The sequence below is a fragment of the Thioalbus denitrificans genome (assembly GCF_003337735.1).
Classification (GTDB): domain Bacteria; phylum Pseudomonadota; class Gammaproteobacteria; order DSM-26407; family DSM-26407; genus Thioalbus; species Thioalbus denitrificans.
The window spans coordinates 31,739-54,852 of sequence record NZ_QPJY01000005.1; the positions used below are offsets into that span (position 1 = coordinate 31,739).

Below are 23,114 nucleotides of genomic sequence, written 5' to 3' on the forward strand. Positions count from 1 at the left end.
GCCGCGGGGGTCAGGCGCGCCGGCGGCGGGTGGGGCCGGGGGCGGCCTGCCGTTCGAGATCCACGGCCGGCGGCCGCACCACGCTGCCCCAGTCGAGGGGCTGGTCCTGGACGTAGCGCTTACCCAGCCGGTGGGCGATCTCCGCCCGCGCCAGCTCCACCCCGAGGTAGAAGGCGTGGCCGCCGTCGCCCTCCACCCCGAGGGCGGGGTAGAGCTCGAACGGGTCGCTGCCGCTGCGCACGCCGTCGCGGTTGTAGACGTGGATGCCCGCCCGGCTCACCTGGATGCGGAAGTTGGGGTCGCGCACCGCGCCGGCCGCGGCGGCGATCTCCTCCGGGGTGTAGGGGAAGGGGCGGCGCTCCCGGTGGGCGGCGAGCCCCCCGTGCAGCCGCTTGGGCAGGCGCTGCTCGGCCCGGGCCCGGAACATGATGCGCCGGGCGAGATCCGCCTCGCGCACGGCGCTGGCGCAGTGGGGGCTCACCTGGGTGGTGAGCACGTGGCGGATGCCGAGCTCCGAGGCGAAGCCGAACAGCAGGGCGTTGATGCCGGTGGTGTCGGCCTCGGTGAGCTCGGTGAGGTTGCCCACCCCCAGCATCAGCTCCGCCCCGGGATAGCGCCCGCGCAGGGTGTGGTAGCGCACCAGGGAGTCGGCGAAGCCGAAGTGGATGGGGTCCAGCACCGGGTCGGCGATGCAGGGGCGGCCCCGCTCCGCCATCCATTCCAGGCTCGCGCCGAGCGCCTCCAGGCCGCCGTCGGGGCCGGGGATGAGCACCGGCACCGCGGCGGTCTCCTCCGCCACCCACAGGGTCTCGGGCGTGAGGCTGAGCAGGAACGCCGCCCCGGCCCGGTCGCCGGCGATGAGATCCTCCGGGCGCAGGGAGTCGACGCTGACCCGGTGGCCCGCCCCGCACAGGGCCTCCACCGCCTCGGCCAGGTGGGGGAAGGGGGTGTCGGGCAGGCAGCCCAGGTCGATGACGTCGGCCCCGTCGGCGGCCAGCGCCGCGGCCCGCTCCAGGATGGCGGCCACCGTGAGCCGGGGGGCGTCGGTGATCTCGGCGAAGATGCGCACGTCGTGTTCGCTGAGATCGGGCGGGCCGCCGCCGTCGCGCCCGAGGTACTCGGGCAGGTCCATCAGCTCCTCGGGGCCGCGCTCCACCGGCACGCCGTAGCGGGCCGCCAGCGCCTCCAGGTCGCCGCGGCAGCGGCCCGGCACGACGATGCGCTCCGCGCCGCCGGCACCGGGCAGGCGGCGGGCGATCATCTCGGCGGTGAGCAGCGCCGCCACGCTCACCCCCAGCTGCCGTATCTCCCAGCGGAACGGGAGCGGCGCGAGCCCCTCCAGCACCCGGCGCAGGTTGGCCTCGGCCAGCCGGCCGGTCAGGAACAGGACGTGTCCGGACATGCCGTCTCCCCCAGCAGGACCCCGGCCAGCTCCTCGAAGCGGGTGACCACGCGGGTGTGCTCGAACCCGGCCAGGCGCCCGGTGTTCTCCAGGTCGATGCGCCGCGGGTAGACCGGGACGGTGCCGCCCGGCGCCTCGGTCTCCATCGCCGGCTCGCTGTCGCAGGCGAACACGACGCTCGGCACGCGGCACTTGCCCGCCTGGGCGTAGATGTTGGTGACCAGGGTGTCGGAGATGCCCTGCACCATCTTGGCCACGGTGTTGGAGGTGGCCGGGGCGATGACCAGCCGGTCGTAGACGCCCTTGTAGAACAGCCCCACCGGCGCGGCGCTGGCGGTGGTGTCGCGGAATACCCGCAGCCGCGACTGCAGCGACTTCACCGGGATGCCGTACATGTGCAGCACCTCCGCGGCGGCGCGGGTGAGGAAGAGATCCACCGCCGGCAGCCGCTCCGCCAGCTCCAGGCACTCGCGCAGGTAGTGGCCGGAGCCGGTCAGGCCCCAGGCGATGCGCGGCGTGCGGGGCGGTGCGGTCACGGCGCCACCTCGCGCCGGCACACGCCCCACTGCCGGTCGGCCTCCTCCACGGCCACCTCCAGGGTCTCCAGCCCCCGGTTGCTGCCCGCCTCGCGCAGGGCCCGGATCAGCTCGCCGCCGATGTGCCAGGCCAGCATCTCGGCGGTGGCGTTGCTCACCGGCAGCACCCGGCAGCTGTCGGCGGGCAGCACGAAGCGGCGGCCGTGGCTCTCCACCCGCAGGGCGTCCCCCTCGGGGGTGATCGCCACCTCGCGGCTCTCGCCGGGCAGCAGCACCCGGTCGTGGAGGGTGCGGCAGATGGCCGCCGCCAGGCGGGTGAGCTCCACGAAGTCGAGGACGAAGGCGTCCCCGGTGTTGCGGCCCACGGCCTCCACGCGGACGTGGAAGTTGTGGCCGTGCAGGTTCTCGCAGGTGCCGCCGAAGGTGATGAAGTGGGCGGCGTTGAAGTGCAGCTCGCCGGGATCGACGCGCACGGCGAAACGTTCGGGGTTCGGGCTCAACGGTCTCCTCCGCTGCCGGGATGATCTCTCCGGGGAGGAGAGCAAAAGACGTGCCGCCCCGCAAGGGCGCCGTGCGCCCCCGCGGGAGGCCGGTAACCTAGCGCGGCGGCCGGATGCCGTAGCGCTTCATCTTGCGGTAGAGGGTGTTGCGGCTGAGGTTGAGCCGCGCCGCGACGCGGGTGACGTTCCAGTGCAGGGCCTCCATCTCGCGCAGGATGGCGTCGCGCTCGGCGGCGGCCAGGGCGTTCTCCGGCTGCTGCCCGGACCCGTCCCCGGCGGCGGCCAGCGGCAGCTCCAGCAGCTCGTCGGGCAGATCGTGCACGGTGATGTTGTCGCTCTCCGCCAGCCCCACCACCGTGCGCATGACGTTGCGCAGCTGGCGGATGTTGCCGGGCCAGGCGTAGGCGTCGAGCCGGGCCAGCGCCTCGGTGTCGAAGTGCAGCTCCCGCCCCCCGGACTCGGCCCGGGCGAGGGCCTCGATGAGGGCGCGGCGGTCGCCGCGCTCCCGCAGCGGCGGCAGGGTGAGGGTGATGCCGTGCAGGCGGTAGTAGAGATCCTGGCGGAAGCGTCCCTCGGCCACCTGCTGCTTCAGGTCCCGGTGGGTGGCGCTGATGAGGCGGATGTCCACCGCCACGGCGGTCTCGCCGCCCAGCGGGAACACCTCCCGCTCCTCCAGCACCCGCAGCAGGCGCGCCTGCAGGTGCAGGGGCATGTCGCCGATCTCGTCCAGGAACAGGGTGCCGCCGTCGGCCTGCAGGATCTTGCCGCGGCTGCCCTCGCGGCTGGCGCCGGTGAAGGCGCCGGGGCGGTAGCCGAACAGCTCGCTCTCGATGAGCGTCTCCGGCAGCGAGGCGCAGTTGACCGCCACGAACGGCTTGTGGCCGCGGCGCCCGGCCTGGTGCACGGCCTTGGCGAACATGTCCTTGCCGGTGCCCGTCTCGCCCATCAACAGCAGCGGGATGTCCCGGTCGCTGAGGCGGCGCGCGCGCTCGATGTTGCGGCGCATGCGCGCGTCCCCGAACTCCAGCGCGGCCAGGGGGTCGCCCGGCTCGTCGGTCACCGCCGCCACCGCCGGGGCCGCGCGGCGGCCGCGGGCGGCCGCCGCGAAGGGGGCCGGGGCCTGGTTCTCGGGCGGCTGGAACACGGCGAAGTAGCGCCGCCCGCCGCGGGCCTCGCGGATGGGCAGGGGCTGGAAGGTGTGGTGCTCGGCCCGCTGCAGCGCCTGGGGCAGGGAGAGGTTGAACACCTCCTGCAGGGGGCGGCCGACGATGTCCGCCTGGGAGACCAGGTCGAGCTGGAACAGGGCGCTGCGGTTGGCGGCGAGGATGCGCCCGTCGGGCTCGAAGGCGATGGCGCCCTCGCCCAGGGTGCTGACGAACTCGGGGCGGCTGTGGAAGCGGGCGATGTAGCTGGACTTCATGGCGCACAGGAAGACCCGGTTCTCGATCATCTGCGCCGACATGTTCACCAGCACCATGGTGTGCTGCTGGGCCAGGCTCGATTCGCTGGAAGCGTCGAGCACCGCCAGCATCTCGCCGTGGGGATCGAAGATGGGGGCGGCGGAGCAGGTCAGCCCGGTGTGGTGGGCGAGGAAGTGCTCGCGGTGGTGGATCACCAGCGGGCGCTGCTCCACCAGGCAGGTGCCCATGCCGTTGGTGCCCTGGGCCGCCTCGCTCCAGACCGCGCCCGCGTGCATGCCGCTGCGGGCCGCCGCCTCGGTGAACAGCGGGTCGCCGACGAAGTTGAGCACCACGCCGTCGCGGTCGGTGAGCAGGATGGCGTAGCCGGAGCCCGCCACCTGCTGGTAGAGGCTGGTCATCTCCGTGCGGGCGATGTCGAGCAGCCGGTCGCAGCGCTCCTGGCGCTGCAGCAGCTCGCCCCGCTCCAGCACCACCGGCTCGCGGCGGTCCGCCGGGTGCAGGCCGTGATCCTCCACGCAGCGCCGCCAGGACTGGGTGATATGGTTCTCGGGGACTTCCAGGCCCCGGGTGTTGCCGCGGACCACGGCCTGCACCAGGCGGGCGTGGTTGGCGATATCCGGATAGTGCATGTCATCCTCCTGGCAGCGCGTTCCGCGGACTGGCGCAAGAAGCGTGCCTTGTGGTGCTGCAATCCCCTGGCCGCGCCGTTCTCCGGGACCGTGGAGACGGCGCTGTTCGTATTGTGGTCATGCTGCAGTAATACCCGAGTCTAGTCCCGGGGAAATCCTCCGGGCAACCCCGGGCCGCTGTCAGCGCGGGACACTGTCACGGAAACGTGACAGTGCGTCACCCGTCCGGGTGAGCGTTCGGGCCCGGCGCGGGCTCCACCCGCACGGCGCAGAACTTGAATTCCGGGATCTTCGCCACCGGGTCGAGAAAGTCGTGGGTGAGCAGGTTGGCGGCCGCCTCGTGGTAGCAGAAGGGCAGGAACACCTGGCCCGGCGACAGGCCGCGGTCGGCGCGGGCGAAGGCGGTCACCGCGCCGCGCCGGGAGCGCAGGGTCACGGCCTCACCCGGGCGCAGGCCGAGCCGCTCCAGCTCCTCCGGGTGCAGGCTCGCCACCGGGAAGGGCTCGATGGCGTCGAGCACCGTGGCGCGGCGGGTCATGGCGCCCGTGTGCCAGTGCTCCAGCTGGCGGCCGGTGATGAGCACCCAGGGGTAGTCGCCGTCGGGCAGCTCGGCGGCGTTGCGCAGGGGCGCGGGCACCAGCCTGGCGCGGCCGCCGGGGCGGGGGAACTCCTCCGTGAAGATGACCGGCTGGCCCGGATCGGCCTCGCTGGGGCAGGGGTAGGTGACGGCGTCCTCCCGCTCCAGGCGCTCCCAGGAGATGCCGGCGATGCTCGGCATGGCCCGGCGCAGCTCGGCGAAGACGCTGGCCGGCCCGTCGTAGTTCCAGTCCAGCCCCAGGCGCCGCGCCATCTCCTGGACGATCCAGAGGTCCTGGCGCGCCGCGCCCGGCGGGTCGAGGGCGGCCCGTCCCAGCTGCACCCGGCGGTCGGTGTTGGTGAAGGTGCCGCTCTTCTCCGGGAAGGCGGAGGCGGGCAGGATGACGTCGGCGTACCAGGCCGTCTCGGTCATGAAGATCTCCTGCACCACCAGGTGCTCCAGCCCGGCGAGCGCGGCGCGGGCGTGGGCCAGGTCCGGGTCGGACATGGCCGGGTTCTCGCCCATGACGTACATGCCGCGAATCTCGCCGGCCTTGGCCGCGTGCATGATCTCCACCACGGTGAGCCCCGGCTCGGGATCGAGGGCGGTGCCCCACAGGGCCTCGAAGCGCGCCCGCGCCTCCGGGTTGTCCACCCGCTGGTAGTCGGGGAAGACCATGGGGATGAGCCCCACGTCGGAGGCGCCCTGCACGTTGTTCTGGCCGCGCAGGGGATGCAGGCCCGTGCCCGGCCGGCCGATCTGGCCGCTGATGAGGGCGAGCGAGATGAGGGCGCGGGAGTTGTCGGTGCCGTGCACGTGCTGGGACACCCCCATGCCCCAGAAGATGATGGCGTTGGGGGCCGAGGCGTAGACCCGCGCCACCTCGCGGATGGTGTCGGCGTCGATGCCGCACACCGGGGCCATGGCCTCCGGCGTGAACGCGGCAAGGTGTGCCTTGAGCGCCGCGTACTCCTCGGTGCGCTCGCGCACGAACGCCTCGTCCACCAGTCCCTGTTCGATGACGGCCTGCATCAGGGCGTTGAGCAGGGCCACGTCGCTGTCGGGCCGGAACTGCAGGAAATGGCGGGCATGGCGGGCGATGGCCGTGCGCCGCGGGTCCATGACGATGAGGGTCTTGCCCGCCCGGGCCGCGTTCTTGATGAAGGTGGCCGCCACCGGGTGGTTGTCGGTGGTGTTGGAGCCGATGATGACGATGACGTCCGCCTCGGCCACGTCCGCCACCGGGTTGGAGACGGCGCCGGAGCCGATCATCTCCAGCAGCGCCGCCACCGAGGAGGCGTGGCACAGGCGCGTGCAGTGGTCCACGTTGTTGCTGCCGAAGCCCGTGCGCACCAGCTTCTGGAACAGGTAGGCCTCCTCGTTGGAGCCCTTGGCGGAGCCGAAGCCGGCCAGGGCCTTGGGGCCGTGCCGGTCGCGGATGGCCTTGAGGCCGCCGGCGGCGAACGCCAGCGCCTCCTCCCAGCCCGCCTCGCGGAAGTCGCGGAACGGGTCGTCGTGATCGAGCCCGAGCTCCGGCGTCCTGGGCGCGTCGGCGCGGCGAATCAGCGGCTTCGTCAGGCGGTGGCGGTGGTGGACGTAGTCGAAGCCGTAGCGCCCCTTCACGCACAGCCGCCCGTGGTTGGCGGGGCCGTCGCGGCCGGTGACCTGGAGGATGCGGTTGTCCTTCACGTGGTAGGTGAGCTGGCAGCCCACGCCGCAGTAGGGGCAGACCGAGTCCACGGAGCGGTCGGGCGCCTCCAGGGCCACGCCGCCGGCGGGCGCCAGGGCGCCGGTGGGACAGGCCTGGACGCACTCGCCGCAGCCCACGCAACTGCTCGTACCCATGGGATCGCCCAGGTCGAAGACGATGTGGGCCTGGCTGCCGCGGGCGGCGTAGCCGATGACGTCGTTGGCCTGGGTCTCGCGGCAGGCGCGCAGGCAGCGGGTGCACTGGATGCAGGCGTCCAGGCGCACGGCGATGGCCGGGTGGGAGGCGTCCGCCGCCACGTCGGGGCGGGCCGGGAAGCGCGGCGGGCCCAGCTCCAGCTTCCGGCGCCACTGGTCCAGCTCGTTGTGCAGGGTGTAGGGCGCTTCGGGCATGTCGGAGGCCAGCAGCTCCAGCACCAGGCGCTGGGCGCGGCGGGCGCGCCCGGTGGCGCTGTGGACCACCATGCCCTCGGTGGGGGCGCGGCAGCAGGAGGGGGCCAGCACCCGCTCGCCCTCGATCTCCACCACGCAGGCGCGGCAGTTGCCGTCGGCGCGCAGGCCGTCCTGGTGGCAGAGGTGGGGAATCTCCACCCCGTGGCGGCGGGCCGCCTGCAGCAGGGTCTCGCCCGGCAGCGCCTCCAGGGTTCGGCCGTCGAGGGTGAAGCTCACGGGGGCGGTCGCGGGGAGCGCGGACATCACTCGATCTCCTCGGGGAAGTGTCGCAGCACGCTGCGCAGCGGGTTGGGGGCGGCCTGGCCCAGGCCGCAGATGGAGGCGTCGCTCATCACCGCGGCGAGCTCCTCCAGCAGGGCGCGGTCCCACACCGGCGCCTCCATGAGGGCGGCGGCCTTGGCGGTGCCCACCCGGCACGGCGTGCACTTGCCGCAGGACTCGTGGGCGAAGAAGCGCATGGCGTTGAGGGCCGCGGCGCGGGCGCCGTCGTGCTGGGAGAGCACGATGATCGCGGCCGAGCCGATGAAGCAGCCGTGCTCCTCCAGGGTGCCGAAATCGAGGGGCAGGTCGGCCATGGCGGCGGGCAGGATGCCGCCCGAGGCGCCGCCCGGGAACCAGGCGTGGAGCGCGTGGCCCTCCGCCATGCCGCCGCAGTGCTCGTCGATGAGCTCGCGCAGGGTGATGCCGGCCGGCGCCAGGTGCACGCCGGGGTTGCGCACCCGGCCGCTCACCGAGAAGCTGCGCAGCCCGCTGCGGCCGTGGCGCCCCTGGCCCGCGAACCACTCCGCGCCGCGCTCGAGGATGTCACGCACCCAGTACAGTGTCTCCAGGTTGTGCTCCAGGGTGGGGCGCCCGAACAGGCCTGTTTCCGCGATGTAGGGCGGGCGCAGGCGGGGCATGCCGCGGCGACCCTCGATGGACTCGATCATGGCCGACTCCTCGCCGCAGATGTAGGCGCCGGCGCCGCGGCGCAGGTGCAGCTCGGGGAGGGGGCAGGGCGGGTCGGCCCGCAGCCGCTCCAGCTCCCGGGCGAGCAGGGCGCGGCAGCCGGCGTATTCGTCGCGCAGGTAGATGTAGACCGCCTCCGCCTCCACCGCCCGCGCGGCCACCAGCAGCCCCTCCAGGAAGCGGTGGGGGTCGCGCTCCAGGTAGTGGCGGTCCTTGAAGGTGCCGGGCTCGCCCTCGTCGATGTTCACCGCCATCAGCCGCGGGCCCGGGTAGCCGCGCACGATGCGCCACTTGCGCCCGGCGGGGAAGCCGGCGCCGCCGAGGCCCCGCAGGCGGGCGTCCTCCAGGGTGGCGATGACCGCTTCCACCGCGAGCCCGCCGCTCTCCAGCTGCGCCGGCAGCCGGTAGCCGCCGCCGGCGCGGTAGGCGTCGTAGTCGATGGCCGCGGGCAGCGGCGCCCGGGTGGCGCCGTTCGCCACCGCCTGCGCCACCGTCCCGGGCGTGGCGCGGGGCACCGGGTTGTGTCCCACCACCGCCACGGGCGCCTCCGCGCAGCGGCCCACGCAGGGCACCGCCTGCACCCGCACGCCCGCGCCGAGGGCCGACTTCAGCGCTGCCAGCAGCTCGCCGGCGCCGGCCAGCTCGCAGCTCACCGAGTCGCACACCCGCACCGTCAGCGGCGGCGGGGGCGTTTCGCCGTCCCGCACCAGGTCGAAGTGGTGGTAGAAGCTCGCCACCTCGTAGACCTCGGCGGCGGCGAGGCTCAGCTCCTCGGCCAGCGCGGTGAGGTGGGCCGTGGAGAGATGGCCGTGGGCGTCCTGGATGCGGTGCAGGTGCTCGATGAGCAGGTCGCGGCGGCGGGGGGCGTCGCCCAGCAGGGCGCGCACCTCGCGCAGGGCCCGGGGCTCTGCGGTGCGGCCGCGCGGACGTCCGCGGGCCCGGCGGGGCCGGTCCGGTGTGGCGCTGGTCAAGTCGTCTCTCCTCGTTTCTGCGTTCGGTTTCTGTCCGGAACCAGTATATGCCGCCGCGGGGCGCGGGCTTTCAGCGGTGGGCGGCGGCCGGGGCGTCGGCGCGCCGCAGGAGGGTGCGCACCGTCTCGGCGATGGTCTCCGGCGGGATGCCGTAGGGCAGCTTGCGCACCAGCCGGCCGTCGGTGTCGATCACGTAGAGATCGGCGCTGTGGTCCACCGGGTAGAAGCCGCTGGCCTCGCGGGGACCGAAGCTGTAGCGCACGCGGTACTGGTCGGCGACGGCGCGGATCGCGTCCGGGCTGCCGGTGAGCGCGGTGATGCGGGGGTCGAACCAGCCCACGTAGTTGCGCAGCACCGCCGGGGTGTCCCGCTCCGGGTCGACGCTCACGAACAGGGGCTGCACCCGGTCGGCCAGTTCCCCGAGGCGGTGCAGGGCGGCGGTCACCTCGCCCAGGGTGGTCAGGCAGATGTCCGGGCAGTGGGTGTAGCCGAAGAACAGCAGCACCACCTGGCCGCGCGCCTGCTCCAGGCTGAAGGGGGCGCCGTCGTGGTCGGTGAGGGTGAAGTCACCGCCGAGGCGCGCCTGGGCGGGTGTGCCGAGGGCGAACAGCAGCGCGAACAGCGCCGGCCAGGGGCTGAGGTGTCTCATTCTGCGTCTCCCTGCGGGTCATCCTGTCTCATTCCGGCCCGCTTGCGCTGTGGGCCGGGGGTCCGGGGGCGGGCGATGCAGGATGCATACCAGCCGCCCGCGCCCGGATTCTTCCCGCCGCGCCCGGCGCAGGAGCCCGCGGGGTGTCACGCTTTCCGGGCACTCGCGCGGCCAGTCTGTTGCCGTGGTGTCACGCCGGGCACCGCCCGGCGGGCGGTGGCCATTGTCCTATGAGGTTGCAGGGGTATTGGCACCGAAATTGCCTTTTGTCATATCAGGGCTGCCCGCGCGGCCGGGTGCCGGAGTCCGGAACCGGCGGCGCGAAGGTGCATAAATCAACGGCAGCCCCCCAAAGGAATCTCTTTCTGAGCGAGGTGGAGACAACCATCATGAACAAGCACAAGATGACAGTGACGCAGAAGTTCCGACGCACCGCGGCCACCGCCGCGCTGGGCATGGCCGCGCTGGCCGTGGGCATGGTGCCGGTGACGGGCCAGGCCGACGAGACCTGCATGTCGCCCTACATGGCCAAGATCGTGGGCCAGGAGGACTACGTCTACGTCTGGACCCTGGGCGTGGAAGGTGTCGGCGACGGCCAGGACAAGCTGGTGACCGTGGACGTGAACCCCAACTCCAAGACCTACGGCCAGGTGGTGAACACCCTGTCGGTGGGCGGGCGCAACGAGGCCCACCACTCCGGCTTCACCGATGACCGCATGTACCTCTGGGCCGGTGGCCTGGACACCAACAAGGTGTTCATCTTCGACGTCCACTCCGATCCCCGCCAGCCGAAGCTCTCCAAGGTGATCACCGACTTCGTCTCCAAGAGCGGCGGCGTGGTCGGCCCCCACACCACCTACGCCCTGCCGGGCCGCATGATGATCACCGGCCTGTCCAACAACAAGGACCACGGCGGGCGCACCGCGCTGGTGGAGTACACCAACGAGGGCGAGTACGTCGCCACCTACTGGATGCCCACCGACGACAGCCTGCAGGGCGCGAAGAAGACCGGCAACTACGCCGACGGCTACGGCTACGACGTGCGCGTGCTGCCGCGGCGCAACTCCATGTTCACCTCCGCCTTCACCGGCTGGTCCAACTACATGATGGACTTCGGCAAGATGCTGAACGACCCGGAGGCGATGAAGCGCTTCGGCAACACCGTGGTGCGCTGGGACCTGCACCAGCGCAAGCCCAAGGAGGTGTTCGACGTGCCCGGCGCGCCGCTGGAGATCCGCTGCGCCTGGCAGCCGAACCACAACTACTGCTTCACCACCACGGCCCTGACCTCCAAGATCTGGCTCATCCACGAGGATGACCAGGGCCAGTGGCGCGCGGACGAAGTGGCCGACGTGGGCGATCCCTCCAAGGTGCCCCTGCCGGTGGACATCTCCATCAGCAGCGACGACAGCATGCTGTGGGTCAACACCTTCATGGACGGCAAGACCCGCGGCTTCGACATCACCGACCCCTTCCACCCGAAGCAGGTGCACGAGGAGAAGATCGGCGCCCAGGTGAACATGGTCTCCTCCAGCTGGGACGGCAAGCGCCTCTACTACACCAGCTCGCTGCTGGCCAACTGGGACAAGAAGGGCGCGGACAACGAGCAGTACCTCAAGCTCTACGAGTGGGACGGCAAGAACCTCGCCAAGAAGTTCGAGATCGACTTCATGAAGGAGAATCTCGGCCGCGCCCACCAGATGCGCTTCGGCGCCTACAGCCTGTACGCCAGGAAGCCCGGGGAGGGCAGCCGGGTCGCCCAGGGCGACTGAGCCCGCGCCCCGGCCGGATCCCCGCGGATCCGGCACTGGACCCGCGGAGCCGCTCCCCCGGACGGGGGAGCGGCTCCCTTCACGGCGATGGACCCGGCACCCGCACCGAAGAGGCGGCGCGGCGGCGGGCCACGTGACACGAGGATGCGACAGGCATGTTCCCTTTCCTGCAACGATTCGCGGCCGGCGCCGCGCTCCTGGCCCTGCCCCTGGCGGGCCAGGCCCACGCCGACCAGCGCGACACCGAGCCGCCCGCGGGCGGCGCCCGGATCCAGGCCCCCTTCTATACCGGTGTCGACTACGAGCCGCCGGCCCCCGGCAGCTACCGGCTGCCCCCTCTCGGCACCGCGGCCGACGGCCGGGTTCTCGCCAGCGACGGCCGGCCCCTGCGCCTGTACGACCTGTTCGACGGCCGCTACGTCCTGCTCAGCTTCATCTACAGCCACTGCAGCGATGTCAACGGCTGCCCCCTGGCCACCGCCGTGCTGCACCGGATGCAGAAGCTGATGGCGGAGGATCCGGAGCTGGCGGACAACCTGCGCCTGGTGAGCCTCTCCTTCGATCCCGAGTTCGACACGCCGGAGGTGATGGACCTCTACGGCGCCGCGTTCCGGGACGGCCCCGGCGACTGGCGCTTCCTCACCACCGCCTCCCAGGCGGAGCTCGAACCCCTGCTCGCGGCCTACAACCAGTCGGTGATCCGTGACGTGGACGCCGAGGGCCGGCCCACCTCCAGCTTCTCCCATATCCTGCGGGTGTTCCTGATCGATCCCGAGCGGCGCATCCGCAACATCTACAGCGTGGCCTTCCTGTACCCGAAGCTCATCAGCAACGACGTGAAGACCCTGCTGCTGGAGGCGCGCGCGGAGGAGACGCACACGGCCGCCGCCCACCCGGCCGGGCTGCCCGACCGCTACCGCCCCGGCGACTTCAAGGAGGGCTACGAGAGCGGGGACTACGCCACCCGCAGCCTGGCGGTGGAGAACCGCCGGGGCCGCGCCGCGGACCTGCTGGCGCTGGCGGAGCGCACGCCCCTGGGCCTGCCGCCGCTGCCGGTGCCGGAGAACAACCCGATCACCCGGGAGAAGCTGGAGCTGGGGCGCAAGCTGTTCTACGACCGGCGCCTGTCCCTGAACGACACCTTCTCCTGCGCCATGTGCCATATCCCCGAGCAGGGCTTCACCAACCACGAGCTGAGCACGGCGGTGGGGGTGGAGGGGCGCACCGTGCGGCGCAACTCGCCCACCCTCTACAACGTCGCCTACGCCACCCGGCTGTTCCACGACGGGCGCGAGTTCTCGCTGGAGCACCAGGTCTGGGGGCCGCTGCTGGCCCGCAACGAGATGGCCAACCCCTCCATGGGCTGGGTGCTGGAGAAGATCCGCCGCATGCCCGACTACGCCGGGCGGTTCGAGGCGGCCTTCCCCGGGCGCGGCCTCGACGCCGAGACCCTCGGCGAGGCGTTCGCCACCTACCAGCGCGCGCTGGTTTCGGGCAACTCGCCCTTCGATCGCTGGCGCTACGGCGGCGAGGCGGAGGCGCTGGATCCGGCCGCCCGGCGCGGCTTCGGGCTGTTCACCGGCAAGGCGGGCTGCGCGGCCTGCCACACGGTGGGCGGGGAATCCGCCCTGTTCACCGACAACGATATGCACAACACCGGCGTCGGCTACCGCGAGTCCATGTACCGGCCGCCGTCGAGGAAGCCGGTGCTGCTGGCGCCGGGGGTCACCGTGGAGGTGGACATGGCGGTGGTGGAGACCGTCTCCGAGCGCCCGCCCGGCGACGTGGGGCTCTACGAGGTGACCCAGAACCCCGGCGATCGCTGGAAGTACCGCACGCCGTCGCTGCGCAACGTGGCCCTCACCGCGCCCTACATGCACAACGGCTCCCTGGGCTCCCTGCGGGAGGTGGTGGAGTTCTACAATCGGGGCGGGGTGGACAACGAGCTGCTCTCGCCCCTCATCCGGCCGCTGGAGCTCTCGGAGGGCGAGGTGGACGACCTGGTCGCCTTCCTGAAGTCGCTGACCGGCGACAACGTGGAGCTCATCATCGCCGACGCCTTCGCCGCGCCCGTGGGAGACATTACCCGTGACGATCCGAACTGGAGCCATGACAACCGCCTGCGCTAGAGCCGGGCGCGGCCTGCTGCTGGGCCTGCTGCTGGCCGCCGCCGGCACGCTGCCGGCGGCGGCCGGGGAGGGGCTGCAGCCGGTGGCCGGCACGCCGCCCGCCGCCCCCCTGGAGCTGCCGGACCTGGCGGGCCATACCGTGCGCCTGGCGGACCTGCGGGGGCGCTGGGTGCTGGTGAACTTCTGGGCCGCCTGGTGCGCCCCCTGCCGCAAGGAGATGCCCTCCATGGAGCGGGCCTGGCGCACCCTCCGGCCCGAGGGGCTGGAACTGCTGGCGGTGCACGCCGGCCCCAGCGCCGCCGCGGCGCAGAAGTTTCTCGAGCAGGTGCCGGTGGGCTTCACCGTGGTGATGGACGAGGCGCTGGCGGTCTCCGGCTGGGACATCCCGGGGCTGCCGGTCACCTACCTGGTGGACCCGCAGGGCCGCCAGGTGGCGGTGGCCGTGGGCGACCGCGAGTGGGACAGCCCGGCGATGATCGCGCGCCTGCGCGAGCTGATGGGGACGGAGGGCGGCTGAGGCCCTCCGCCCGTCCCCCGCCGGCGATCCGATCCGGACTCAGCGCGCCTGCGCGTTCCCGGCCGCGGCGCGCGCGATCGCCTGGATGTCCGTGGCCATGAGCCGCGGGTCGTGGGGCGCGCCGAACACGGCCGCGTACTCCCCGCGGGGGTTGATGAGCAGGATCGCCGCGGAGTGATCCACGAGGTAGCCCATGGCGCTGTCGGGCGCCTCCACCTTCTCGTAGCGGATGCCGAGCTGCCGGGCGAGCCCGGCCAGCTCCGCGGGGGTGCCCGTGGCGCCGATGAAGCTGGGGTGGAAATAGGGCACGTAGCCGGCGAGCCGCGCCGTGGTGTCGCGCTCCGGGTCCACCGAGACGAACACCGTCCGGTAGGGGGTGTCCGCATCCTCGGCCGTGAGCAGGTGCCGCACCCGGGCCAGGTTGGCGAGCGCGGTCGGGCAGATGTCCGGGCAGGAGGTGTAGCCGAAGGCGAGCAGGCTCCAGCGGCCCCGGAGCGAGGCCTCGGTGAAGGGCGCGCCGTTGTGCGCGGTCAGGGTGAAGGGTTCGACCCGCCGCGGGCCGGGCAGCAGCGTGGCCTGGGCGAGCGCCGGCTGCAGGTGCGGGGTTGCCGGCGCCTCGCGGCCGCCCCGCAGGCCGTCCAGGGCGAGGGTGAGCCCGAAGGCCAGCACCGGCAGCAGCGTGGCCAGGAGCCACAGGTGAATGCGGGGCCGGACCGGTCCCGCGGTGTCCGTTTGCATCTTCCTCATACTCGACTCTCTCCTCTGCTGTGCCGGGGTGCGTGGTCCCCGTGCCGTCCCGATAAGCTAGGGCTGTCCGGCCCAGCCCCGGGCGGACGGGGCGGGTGCCTGCCCCGCGTCCGGCGGCGCCGCCGTCGCATCCGCCGGAAGGTCGGCGACGCCGATGAGCGGGCGCGATGAGTTCCAGACCACCAGCAGGCTGCTGGTGGCCATGGCCAGGGCGGCGAACAGGGGATTGAGCACGCCGGTCACCGCCAGCGGAATCGCCACGGCGTTGTAGAGCAGGGCCCAGCCGATGTTCTGCCGGACCCGGCGCCGGGTGGTGCGGATCAGCTCGAAGGCGGTGAAGACCCGCTCCAGGCGGTCGCCGGGAATGACGATGTCCGCCGCCTCCGCCGCGAGCGGGGTGGGGGTGCCGAAGGCGATGCCGAGGTCGGCGGCGGCCAGCGCCGGCGCGTCGTTGCTGCCGTCGCCGACCATGACCACCCGGCCTTCCGCGCGGAGCTGCCGGATGACGGCCGCCTTCGCCTCCGGCGGGATGCCGGCGTGGAAGGCGTCCGCCCGCTCCTCGTACCCGCTCGGATGCTCCGCGCCCGTGAGCAGGATCACGCGTCCGTTCTCCCGCAGCCGGTCGATGACGGCCTCCCACTCCGGGCGCTGGCGGTCCCGGGTGACGATGGCGCCCCGGGCGCGGCCCTCCCAGCCCACGTAGGAGATCACCCCCTCGCCCGGCAGGCGGGCGGCGGCCGCGGCGGCGAGGCGGGCGGGAATCTCCCAGCCGAGGGTGGCGTACAGCGCCCGGCCGCCCACCACCACCCGCCGCCCCTCCACCGAGGCCTCGGCACCCTTGCCGGGGTGGAGCCGGAGGTCGGTGGCGGCCAGGCTGGCGTCCAGCCCGGCGATGGCCGCCGCGATGGGGTGGCTGGAAAGGCGTTCCACGGCGGCGGCGCGGGCGGCCACCACCGGTGGTCCCAGGACCTCCACCACGGACATCCTGCCGGTGGAGAGGGTGCCGGTCTTGTCCAGGGCGAAGATGTCGAACCGCGGCGGCTTGGCGAAGGTGTCGGCGCTGGTCACGAGGATGCCGTGGCGCAGGGCCGCGCCGACGGCGGTGGCGGTGGTGAGGGGCACCGCCAGGCCGAAGGTGCAGGGACAGGAGACAATCAGCGTCGCCAGGCCGGCCAGCAGCGCCGCGCCCGGCTGCGCCCCCTCCAGCAGCAGCCAGCCGGAGACCAGCGCGGCCAGTGCGAGCACCGCCGGTACGAAGACCCGCGCGATGCGATCGGCGAACCCCCGCACCCCCGCGGTCGAGCCCTGGACGCTCCAGAGCACCCGGGCCAGGTTCTCGACCTGGCTGGAGACCGCCGCGCCCACCTCGATCTCCAGTCCGCCCTCCACCAGCCGCGTTCCGCCGAGGACGGCCTCGCCCGGCCCCCGGGCCGCGGGAAACGGCTCGCCGGTCATCAGGGACTCGTCCACCGCGCCCTGTCCCAGCACGACGCGGCCGTCCACCGGCACCGGCTCCCCGGCGCGGATGAGGACCCGGTCGCCGGGGCGCAGTTCGCCGAGGGGGAGGCTCCGGAGCCCGCCGTCCCGCCGGGTGCGGGCGGCCGGCGCCCAGGCCTCGGTGAGCCGGGCCAGCTCGCGGGTGGCGTCCGCCTTCGCGCCCTGCTCGAAGTAGCGGCCGGTGGTCACCACCGCCACGATCACGGCGGCCACGTCGAAATAGAGATCCAGCGAGCCGGTGAAGAGCCGGGCGGCGCTGTAGCCATAGGCGGCCAGGATGGCGATCGCCAGCAGGTTGTCCATGTTGAGCACCCGCGCCCGGAACCCGATCCAGGCGCCGCGCAGGATCGGCGCCCCCACCAGGAAGACCAGCAGCGTGGTGAGCACCAGCATGGCCCGCGGCGCGGCGGTGAAGGCGAGCCAGCCCACCGGCTCCAGGTCCCCCGGCGCCACGAGGCCGAGGTGGGTGGGGTAGAAGAACGCGAGGTAGAGCATCATCACCGTGGCCGCCAGCGCCGCCCCGGTGATGACCCGCAGCAGGGAGCGCGAGTCGTCGCTCTCCGCGGCGGGCCCCCCGGTGCGCAGGCTGGCCCGGTAGCCGGCGCGGCCGATCGCCCGGGGCAGGTCCGCCTCCCGGATGCGCCCGGGATCGTAGACGACCCGGGCGGTGGAGGTGGCGTAGCTCGAGCTGACCGAGTGGATGCCCTCGATGCCCGCCGCGCAGCGCTCGATCAGGATTTCGCAGGAGGAGCAGTGCATTCCCTCGATGCGGAGGAACGCCTCGGCGCCCTGGGGCGGCGGCGATGCGGCGTTGGCCGCGGGCCGCGCCGCCGCCGCGAGAATTGCGCTGCCGAAGGTGCGGAACACCGTGCTGCAGCCGTGGCAGCAGAAGCCGCGGCCGCCGTCCATGACGGGTGGCGCGGGAGTGGGCGCGCCGCACAGCGCGCAGCCCGCGGCGTCCGGCGCGCGGCCGTCCCGCGCCGGCGTGGCCGGGTCAGAGGGGGATGCAGACATCGAGCACCGTTCCGGCCAGCAGCAGGCTGAGCTGGGCGAGGGAGGCGAAGAAGCTCCTCATCGCGCACTTCGGCGAGGTGTCGCGCAGCAGCAGCAGGTTGCGGTGGATGAAATAGCCCCCGCCCGCCACGGCGCCGGCCAGGTAGATCCAGCCGAGCCCGTAGAAGAACGGCAGGATGGAGACGGCGACGAGGATCACCGTGTTGGCGAGGACCGCCCGGGCGGCGGTCCGGTTGCCGGCCACCACGGGCAGCATCGGAATGCCGGCCGCCGCGTAGTCCTGCCGCTGGGCGATGGCGAGGCTCCAGAAATGGGACGGGGTCCAGAAGAACAGGACCAGCGCCAGCTGCAGGGGCACCGGCCCGATGGCGGGGTCGACGGCCGCGGCGCCGGCCAGCACGGCGAAGCTGCCGGAGGCGCCGCCGATGACGATGTTCAGCCAGGTGCGCCGCTTCAGCCACACCGTGTAGACCACGGCGTAGAAAAAGGCGCCGAGGAAGATGTGGAGGGCCGCCTGGGCGTTGAGCACGACGACCGCCACCGCCACGCTCGCCGCCAGCATGCCGGTGATCACCAGCAGCCAGGCGGCGCTCTTGTGGAAGGCGCCGGTCACGAAGGGCCGGTTGCGCGTGCGCTTCATGCGCGCATCCAGGTCGGTTTCGTAGTACTGGTTGAATGCGCCCGCGCTGGCGGCGGCCACCAGGACCGTGAGGGCCAGGATGGCGGTCTCCCACGCCGTCATCTGCCGGCCGGGGGTCGCCAGCATGGCGACCACCGCGGTCAGGGTCATGATGATGCCGATGCGCAGCTTGAACAGGTTGCCGAGTTGTCTGACCATGCCGCCTGGAACCTCCGCCTGGACCGATACCGCACTGCACCGGGTGGTGCGTACCCACTGCCTCCGGTCGCGGAGCGGGGCGGCCGGCACGGCCGCCCCGCTCGTTGCCCGGTTGAAGAGCATCAGCTGCCCGGTCCCTCAGGTCGCCGTTTCCGCGGCGAGATCCCCGAGGGGCGAGATCTCCCGGGCCCGCTGCAGGTTGACGAGGTAGACCACGAAGGCCGTGCTGAGGATGAGGCCGAAGATCAGGATCGCCACCCCGTAGCCCATCCAGCCGCCCTGGGCCCAGTCGGCGAAGCGACGCGGCATCCCCGCCGCGCCCCCGGCCTGGAAGGTGTAGAGCAGCCCCATGGCGCCGATGCTGTAGAGGGCGACGAAGCGGTTGCCCAGGGTGCGGTCGAGGCGGCGACCGGTGATTACCGGGTAGTGGTGGTAGAAGACGCCCATCCACATCAGCGCCATGGCCGTCAGCACCGACATGGTGTGGCCGCTGACGGACATGGTCGCGTGCAGCTGGGCGTTCACCGCCACGTTGGCGATGACCATCGCGGTGACGCCGTCGAAGATGTAGATGACGAAGCCCATCAGGATCGCCATCAGCCCGGGCTCGGCCCGGATGCCGTGTTTCCAGATGGTGGCGAGGATGGTGAAGATGGAGAACGCCGCGCCGATGCCGGTGCCCCAGCTCATGATGTTGCCGTGGTAGGCCAGCGCCGAGGGCAGGGCGGGAAACATGTTGTAGAAGTGGTGGAAGAAGGAGGTGACGGAGGTGACCAGCAGGATCCACAGCGCCACGTTGGCCAGCTTGTCGCTGTAGAGCTTGCGGGTGCCGTCGGCGAGGTAGAGCGGGAGGGTGGCGTACACGGCGCTGATGACCATGATCGCCATCGCCTCCATGAGGTTGTGGGCGAAGATGTAGAAGGCGAACTGGAACACCACCGGCTCCGCGGCCCAGGCGATGGCCGACATGGGCAGGATCCCGTACAGGCCGAGCAGGATGGTGCCGGCGATGATCATCAGCGGCGTGCCGGTGATCAGCAGCACCAGGGCCGCCATGATCATGCCCACCATCCCCGGGTCCTTGATGGTGCGCCGGGAGAGCACCAGCTCCTCGTGCTCCCTGGAGAAGAAGGTCATGCGCAGGAGCTGCAGCGGGTAGAGGAAGATCACCGAGGTCAGGACCAGGGCGATGCCGGTGAAGCCGAGCACCACCAGCCCCATGCTCCACTGTCCCGTCTGCACGCCGACGATGGGCAGGGGATACATCACCGCGTAGCTGATCTTGAGCCCGGAGAAGACGGCGGCGGTGAGCAGCAGCCCGCCGATGTTCATGCAGTAGTAGATCAGCGCCGGAAGTTTTCCCGAGGCCTTCTTTCCGAGGCAGCCGCCGGCCCGGTGCAGGCTCACGCCCACCATGAGCTGGAAGGTGAAGGGAAACGCCAGGGCCGCGCCGTGGGCGGTGATGGCGGTGTAGAAGACATTGGTGTTCAGCCCGAGCAGTTGGGCCACGGGCATCAGGATCCCCAGCAGCGCGGCGGCGATCAGCCACACGAAGGAGGTCATGACCATCAGGCTCGGCCAGGCGTTGATGTCCTCGAGCCCGGTGCTCCTGTCGACGTTGAACATCCTGCCGAACAGCGGGGTGTTCTGGACGATTGCGGTTGCGTTCAACATTTTCTCTATCCTCGCTTTTCGGAAGCCCTGTCAGCCCCTGGCGTCGACGACGACCAGTTCATCCCGCATGCCGTGGTGCACGATGCCGCAGTACTCCAGGCAGCGGACCGTGTAGCGTCCCGGCTCGGTGAAGGTGTAAATCGTCGAGGCGGCCTGTTTCAGCCCGGGGAGCAGCTGCATGGTGAACAGGACTCTCCCGTCCGGGTGGTAGACCGAGAAGCTGTGCATGGTGTCCGCGCTCTTGGCGGAGAAGCGCACCGGCACTCCCGCCTCGATGGTCCGCTCCGATATGTCGTAGCTCCAGGAGCGCGCCGTGACGTCCACCTCCTGGATCGCCTGCCCGGATTTGGCGGCGTGGGCGGTGGAGACCATCGGCATGTAGCTGATGCTCAGGATGTTGACCAGCAGGAAAACCGCGCCGGCGAACGCCAGCCAGGTCACCTCCACCCGCGAGAACTTTTTCGGATGGGTGGCGCTGGGGGCGGAATCGACAAATGCCTTCTTGTAGACGATGGAGAGAAAGACAATCACGAAGGGGATCTGCAGCAGGAGCATTATCGTGAATGCCCCCCAGCCGGACTGGTACAGGAAATCAAGCATGGTCGGTCACCTTCTGGTTGGTGGACGGCTGCATCGTCATCGGTCTGGCCACTCATGGCTGCAACCCTTCAGCCAATGCCCGCCGGTTGCCTGTCAGCGTGTGCGACGAGATCGGGGTGCCGGACACCTGTCGCGGTGGAATATCCACGCGGGCCCGCTCGTCGTCATGTACAAAGAAGCATACTGTATGCCACTTTATTGGCGGCGATAATATCGTTGTAATGAAAATCGCCGGAAAACCGCCCGGGTTTTGAATGGGTCAATCCGGTATTTGATATACATCAATTAAGCATCGGTTAATAAAATAAATAAATTATCAATCCGGGCGCTGTCGGATATTGATTAATCGGGGCGATGAAAATGCGCCGAAACCAGGTGGGGCGCCGGTTCCGGCCGTAGCCGCGCCCGTCGGGGGTGGCGTGAAAATGGCGCGGGCGGGTTTTTCGGATATTCGGGCGCTGGGGTACGGAAGCGAGTGAAAATGCCCCTGATTATCAACACCGGTGGGGCGGGTCCGGTTCCGGCCGGGCGGTGGAACCGGACCCGGATGGCCGCGCCGTATCGACCTGCGCCAGAAATGGAACAGTCGGGACAACAGTCTGTTTTGCCCCTGCATCAGTGTGGAAATAGGGCTTCTCCATGGCTTGTGCCGCACCGGTCCCGGAGCGCGGGTTGGGAATTCAGTTGCGGCGCGGGCGCCCAGGACCCGCGGCCGGTGTTCGCGTCATACCGTCAGCGCCGCGTAGGCCGACGCGTCCAGCAGGTCGGCCAGGGCGTCCGGGTCGGCGGGTTCCAGCTCGATCAGCCAGCCCTCGTGATAGGGGGCGGCGTTGACCGTTCCGGGCGTCTCGGCGAGAGCGCCGTTGCTGGCCACCACGACGCCCGCCAGCGGCGCGATGAGGTCCGAGATAGCCTTGCTGGACTCCAGGGCGCCGAACGGCTCTCCGGCCGCCAGCCGTGCGCCTGCTTCCGGAAGATCCACGAACTCCAGCTCGCCCAGGGTTTCCTGGGCATGGTGGGTGACGCCGATCCGGCAGCGCTCCCCGATGCTCTCCACCCACAGATGCGCGGTGCTGTAGCGGCGGTCAGGGGGCGGGGACATGATCCACCTCCAGGTCGTGGCGCAGGGGCGTGTGGTCGGCCTGGCCGAACAGGTCCTCGGCGGCCTCCTGGATGCCTTCGGACAGGGTCGGGTGGGCATGCACGGTCCCGGCCAGCTCCTCGACGCTGCCGCCGCGGCGGAGCACCACCGCCGCCTCGTGCACCAGCTCGCTGGCGCAGGGGCCGACGATGTGGGCGCCGAGCAGGGTGCGGGTCCGGCGGTCGGCCACCAGCTTCACGAAGCCGCTGGTCTCGCCCATGGCCTGGGCGCGACCGAGGGTGCGCAGCTCGAAGCGGCTGCAGGCCACCGCCCCTCCCCGGGCTCGGGCTTCCGGCTCGGTCAGTCCCACGCAGCCCACCTCGGGCTGGGTGAAGACGGCCAGCGGCACGTGGTCCGCGGTGTAGGTGCGGCCCCCGCCCCGCAGCATGTGCTCCACGGCCACCCGGGCCTGGGCCGAGGCGGCATGGGCCAGCATGGCGCCGCCGGTGACGTCGCCCGCCGCATAGATGCCGGGCACCGCGGTGCGCATCCAGGAGTCCACGGCAATCTCCCCGCGTGGCCCCGGTTCGAGTCCCAGCCCGGGGAGCAGGTCGCCGGTGTTGGGGACGCGGCCCGTGCAGACCAGGATGCGCTCCGCCCGCCCCAGCTCCGTTTCGCCGTGGCAGGCCCGCAGGGTGCCGCCTTCCTCTTCCACCCGGTCGATGCCGCGGCCACCGAGGAAGCGGATGCGACGCCGCTTCAGCTCCCGGGCGATGAGCCGCGACACGTCGGGGTCGAGTCCGGGCAGGGGCGTCCCGGCACGTCCGGCCAGGGTCACCTCCACGCCCAGGGCGGCGAAAATGAAGGCGAACTCGCAGGCGATCACGCCGCCGCCGACGATGAGCAGGGAGGCGGGCAGGTCACGCCAGCCCAGTACCTCGTCGCTGGTGCAGACGCGGTCGCCGTCGAGGGGGATGCCGCCCGGGACATGGGGCCGGGATCCGGTGCACAGGAGCAGGTGGTCGACCCGGATACGGCGGCCGTCGTCGAAGCGCAGGGCGGGACCGCGCTCGCGCTCCGGCCGGGCCCGGGCCGGGATGAGCTCGATACCGCGGTCGCCGAACAGGCCGTGGATGCCCTTGGCGAGGCCACCGGTGAGGCGGGAGATGCCCGCCGCCATCTCCGGCCAGCGGGGCGTGGCCGCACCCTCCAGCGCGATGCCGTAGCGGGCCGCGTCGCGCAGCCGGTCGAGCAGGTGGCCGGTGGTGGCGAGGCGCTTGGTGGGGATGCAGCCGCGGTGCAGGCAGGTGCCGCCGAGCCCCGCGGCCTCGGCGAGGGTGACCCGGGCGCCGAGGGCGGCAGCCCGGAGAGCCGCCACGTAGCCCGCCGGACCGCCGCCGATGATGCCGATGTGGGGGCGCTGCCCCCGGTGATCCTGGAACGATGTCATCA

At 71.8% G+C, this 23,114-nt stretch carries 17 protein-coding genes; 3 read left to right on the plus strand and 14 right to left on the minus strand.

Features of this window, described 5'->3' with window-relative positions; genetic code table 11:
• Nucleotides 1–10 precede the first annotated feature (10 nt).
• From DFQ59_RS20545 to DFQ59_RS11295, 7 genes are all read right to left on the minus strand, one after another.
• A complete protein-coding gene (locus tag DFQ59_RS20545; RefSeq protein ID WP_114279813.1) occupies nt 11–1,402 on the minus strand; it encodes a DUF6513 domain-containing protein in 1,392 nt (463 codons plus the stop codon).
• Nucleotides 1,378–1,938: a flavoprotein gene (locus DFQ59_RS11270; RefSeq protein ID WP_211314904.1), complete on the minus strand. Its 561-nt coding sequence runs from the start codon at nt 1,936–1,938 to the stop codon at nt 1,378–1,380. The genes DFQ59_RS20545 and DFQ59_RS11270 overlap by 25 nt, the downstream gene beginning before the upstream one ends.
• Nucleotides 1,935–2,438, minus strand: a complete 504-nt coding sequence (locus DFQ59_RS11275) for a 6-pyruvoyl trahydropterin synthase family protein (protein ID WP_211314905.1) — start codon at nt 2,436–2,438, stop codon at nt 1,935–1,937. Before DFQ59_RS11275 ends, DFQ59_RS11270 begins: the two co-directional genes overlap by 4 nt.
• Before the next feature lie 97 nt (nt 2,439–2,535).
• Complete coding sequence (locus DFQ59_RS11280; RefSeq protein ID WP_114279815.1) at nt 2,536–4,488, minus strand: sigma-54-dependent Fis family transcriptional regulator; 1,953 nt, start codon at nt 4,486–4,488, stop codon at nt 2,536–2,538.
• 217 nt (nt 4,489–4,705) lie between these two features.
• A complete protein-coding gene (gene fdhF, locus DFQ59_RS11285) occupies nt 4,706–7,468 on the minus strand; it encodes a formate dehydrogenase subunit alpha (RefSeq protein ID WP_114279816.1) in 2,763 nt (920 codons plus the stop codon).
• Complete coding sequence (locus DFQ59_RS11290) at nt 7,468–9,144, minus strand: NAD(P)H-dependent oxidoreductase subunit E (RefSeq protein ID WP_114279817.1); 1,677 nt, start codon at nt 9,142–9,144, stop codon at nt 7,468–7,470. The genes fdhF and DFQ59_RS11290 overlap by 1 nt, the downstream gene beginning before the upstream one ends.
• Before the next feature lie 70 nt (nt 9,145–9,214).
• Nucleotides 9,215–9,793: an SCO family protein gene (locus DFQ59_RS11295; RefSeq protein WP_114279818.1), complete on the minus strand. Its 579-nt coding sequence runs from the start codon at nt 9,791–9,793 to the stop codon at nt 9,215–9,217.
• A 389-nt stretch (nt 9,794–10,182) separates the two neighbouring features.
• On the opposite strand from DFQ59_RS11295, the gene mtoX reads away from it, so the two are divergent.
• The 3 genes from mtoX to DFQ59_RS11310 all read left to right on the plus strand — a co-directional run bounded on the left by mtoX (nt 10,183) and on the right by DFQ59_RS11310 (nt 14,211).
• Entirely contained in the window at nt 10,183–11,565 is a 1,383-nt protein-coding gene (gene mtoX, locus DFQ59_RS11300) for a methanethiol oxidase (protein WP_281268253.1), read from the plus strand.
• Nucleotides 11,566–11,720: 155 nt separating this feature from the next.
• Nucleotides 11,721–13,694 (plus strand): cytochrome c peroxidase, encoded by a 1,974-nt coding sequence (locus tag DFQ59_RS11305; RefSeq protein WP_114279819.1) that lies wholly within the window; start codon nt 11,721–11,723, stop codon nt 13,692–13,694.
• Entirely contained in the window at nt 13,675–14,211 is a 537-nt protein-coding gene (locus DFQ59_RS11310; RefSeq protein WP_114279820.1) for a TlpA disulfide reductase family protein, read from the plus strand. The genes DFQ59_RS11305 and DFQ59_RS11310 overlap by 20 nt, the downstream gene beginning before the upstream one ends.
• Before the next feature lie 39 nt (nt 14,212–14,250).
• On the opposite strand, the gene DFQ59_RS11315 is transcribed toward DFQ59_RS11310, so the two are convergent.
• The 7 genes from DFQ59_RS11315 to lpdA form a co-directional block, all read right to left on the minus strand.
• On the minus strand, nt 14,251–14,949 hold the full coding sequence (locus DFQ59_RS11315) for an SCO family protein (protein ID WP_170142137.1): 699 nt from the start codon (nt 14,947–14,949) through the stop codon (nt 14,251–14,253).
• A gap of 66 nt (nt 14,950–15,015) precedes the next feature.
• Nucleotides 15,016–17,469, minus strand: a complete 2,454-nt coding sequence (locus tag DFQ59_RS11320) for a heavy metal translocating P-type ATPase (protein ID WP_114279822.1) — start codon at nt 17,467–17,469, stop codon at nt 15,016–15,018.
• Entirely contained in the window at nt 17,450–18,307 is an 858-nt protein-coding gene (cyoE, locus tag DFQ59_RS11325) for a heme o synthase (protein WP_114279823.1), read from the minus strand. Before cyoE ends, DFQ59_RS11320 begins: the two co-directional genes overlap by 20 nt.
• 138 nt (nt 18,308–18,445) lie before the next feature.
• The gene (locus DFQ59_RS11330) at nt 18,446–19,978 is read right to left on the minus strand and encodes a cbb3-type cytochrome c oxidase subunit I (RefSeq protein WP_211314906.1); all 1,533 of its coding nucleotides are present in this window, start codon (nt 19,976–19,978) and stop codon (nt 18,446–18,448) included.
• Between the two features lie 33 nt (nt 19,979–20,011).
• Nucleotides 20,012–20,581 (minus strand): cupredoxin domain-containing protein, encoded by a 570-nt coding sequence (locus tag DFQ59_RS11335; RefSeq protein WP_114279825.1) that lies wholly within the window; start codon nt 20,579–20,581, stop codon nt 20,012–20,014.
• Between the two features lie 724 nt (nt 20,582–21,305).
• The gene (gene gcvH / locus DFQ59_RS11340) at nt 21,306–21,683 is read right to left on the minus strand and encodes a glycine cleavage system protein GcvH (RefSeq protein ID WP_114279826.1); all 378 of its coding nucleotides are present in this window, start codon (nt 21,681–21,683) and stop codon (nt 21,306–21,308) included.
• Entirely contained in the window at nt 21,667–23,112 is a 1,446-nt protein-coding gene (lpdA, locus tag DFQ59_RS11345) for a dihydrolipoyl dehydrogenase (protein WP_114279827.1), read from the minus strand. Before lpdA ends, gcvH begins: the two co-directional genes overlap by 17 nt.
• Nucleotides 23,113–23,114: the final 2 nt, after the last annotated feature.

Excerpts from the sequence above, each read along its gene's own strand:
- DFQ59_RS20545 (WP_114279813.1), bottom strand. The coding sequence starts at position 1,402 with ATGTCCGGACACGTCCTGTTCCTGACCGGCCGGCTGGCCGAGGCCAAC.
- DFQ59_RS11280 (WP_114279815.1), bottom strand. The coding sequence starts at position 4,488 with ATGCACTATCCGGATATCGCCAACCACGCCCGCCTGGTGCAGGCCGTG.
- fdhF (WP_114279816.1), bottom strand. The coding sequence starts at position 7,468 with ATGTCCGCGCTCCCCGCGACCGCCCCCGTGAGCTTCACCCTCGACGGC.
- DFQ59_RS11295 (WP_114279818.1), bottom strand. The coding sequence starts at position 9,793 with ATGAGACACCTCAGCCCCTGGCCGGCGCTGTTCGCGCTGCTGTTCGCC.
- mtoX (WP_281268253.1), top strand. The coding sequence starts at position 10,183 with ATGAACAAGCACAAGATGACAGTGACGCAGAAGTTCCGACGCACCGCG.
- DFQ59_RS11305 (WP_114279819.1), top strand. The coding sequence starts at position 11,721 with ATGTTCCCTTTCCTGCAACGATTCGCGGCCGGCGCCGCGCTCCTGGCC.
- DFQ59_RS11310 (WP_114279820.1), top strand. The coding sequence starts at position 13,675 with ATGACAACCGCCTGCGCTAGAGCCGGGCGCGGCCTGCTGCTGGGCCTG.
- DFQ59_RS11315 (WP_170142137.1), bottom strand. The coding sequence starts at position 14,949 with ATGCAAACGGACACCGCGGGACCGGTCCGGCCCCGCATTCACCTGTGG.
- DFQ59_RS11320 (WP_114279822.1), bottom strand. The coding sequence starts at position 17,469 with ATGTCTGCATCCCCCTCTGACCCGGCCACGCCGGCGCGGGACGGCCGC.
- cyoE (WP_114279823.1), bottom strand. The coding sequence starts at position 18,307 with ATGGTCAGACAACTCGGCAACCTGTTCAAGCTGCGCATCGGCATCATC.
- DFQ59_RS11335 (WP_114279825.1), bottom strand. The coding sequence starts at position 20,581 with ATGCTTGATTTCCTGTACCAGTCCGGCTGGGGGGCATTCACGATAATG.
- gcvH (WP_114279826.1), bottom strand. The coding sequence starts at position 21,683 with ATGTCCCCGCCCCCTGACCGCCGCTACAGCACCGCGCATCTGTGGGTG.
- lpdA (WP_114279827.1), bottom strand. The coding sequence starts at position 23,112 with ATGACATCGTTCCAGGATCACCGGGGGCAGCGCCCCCACATCGGCATC.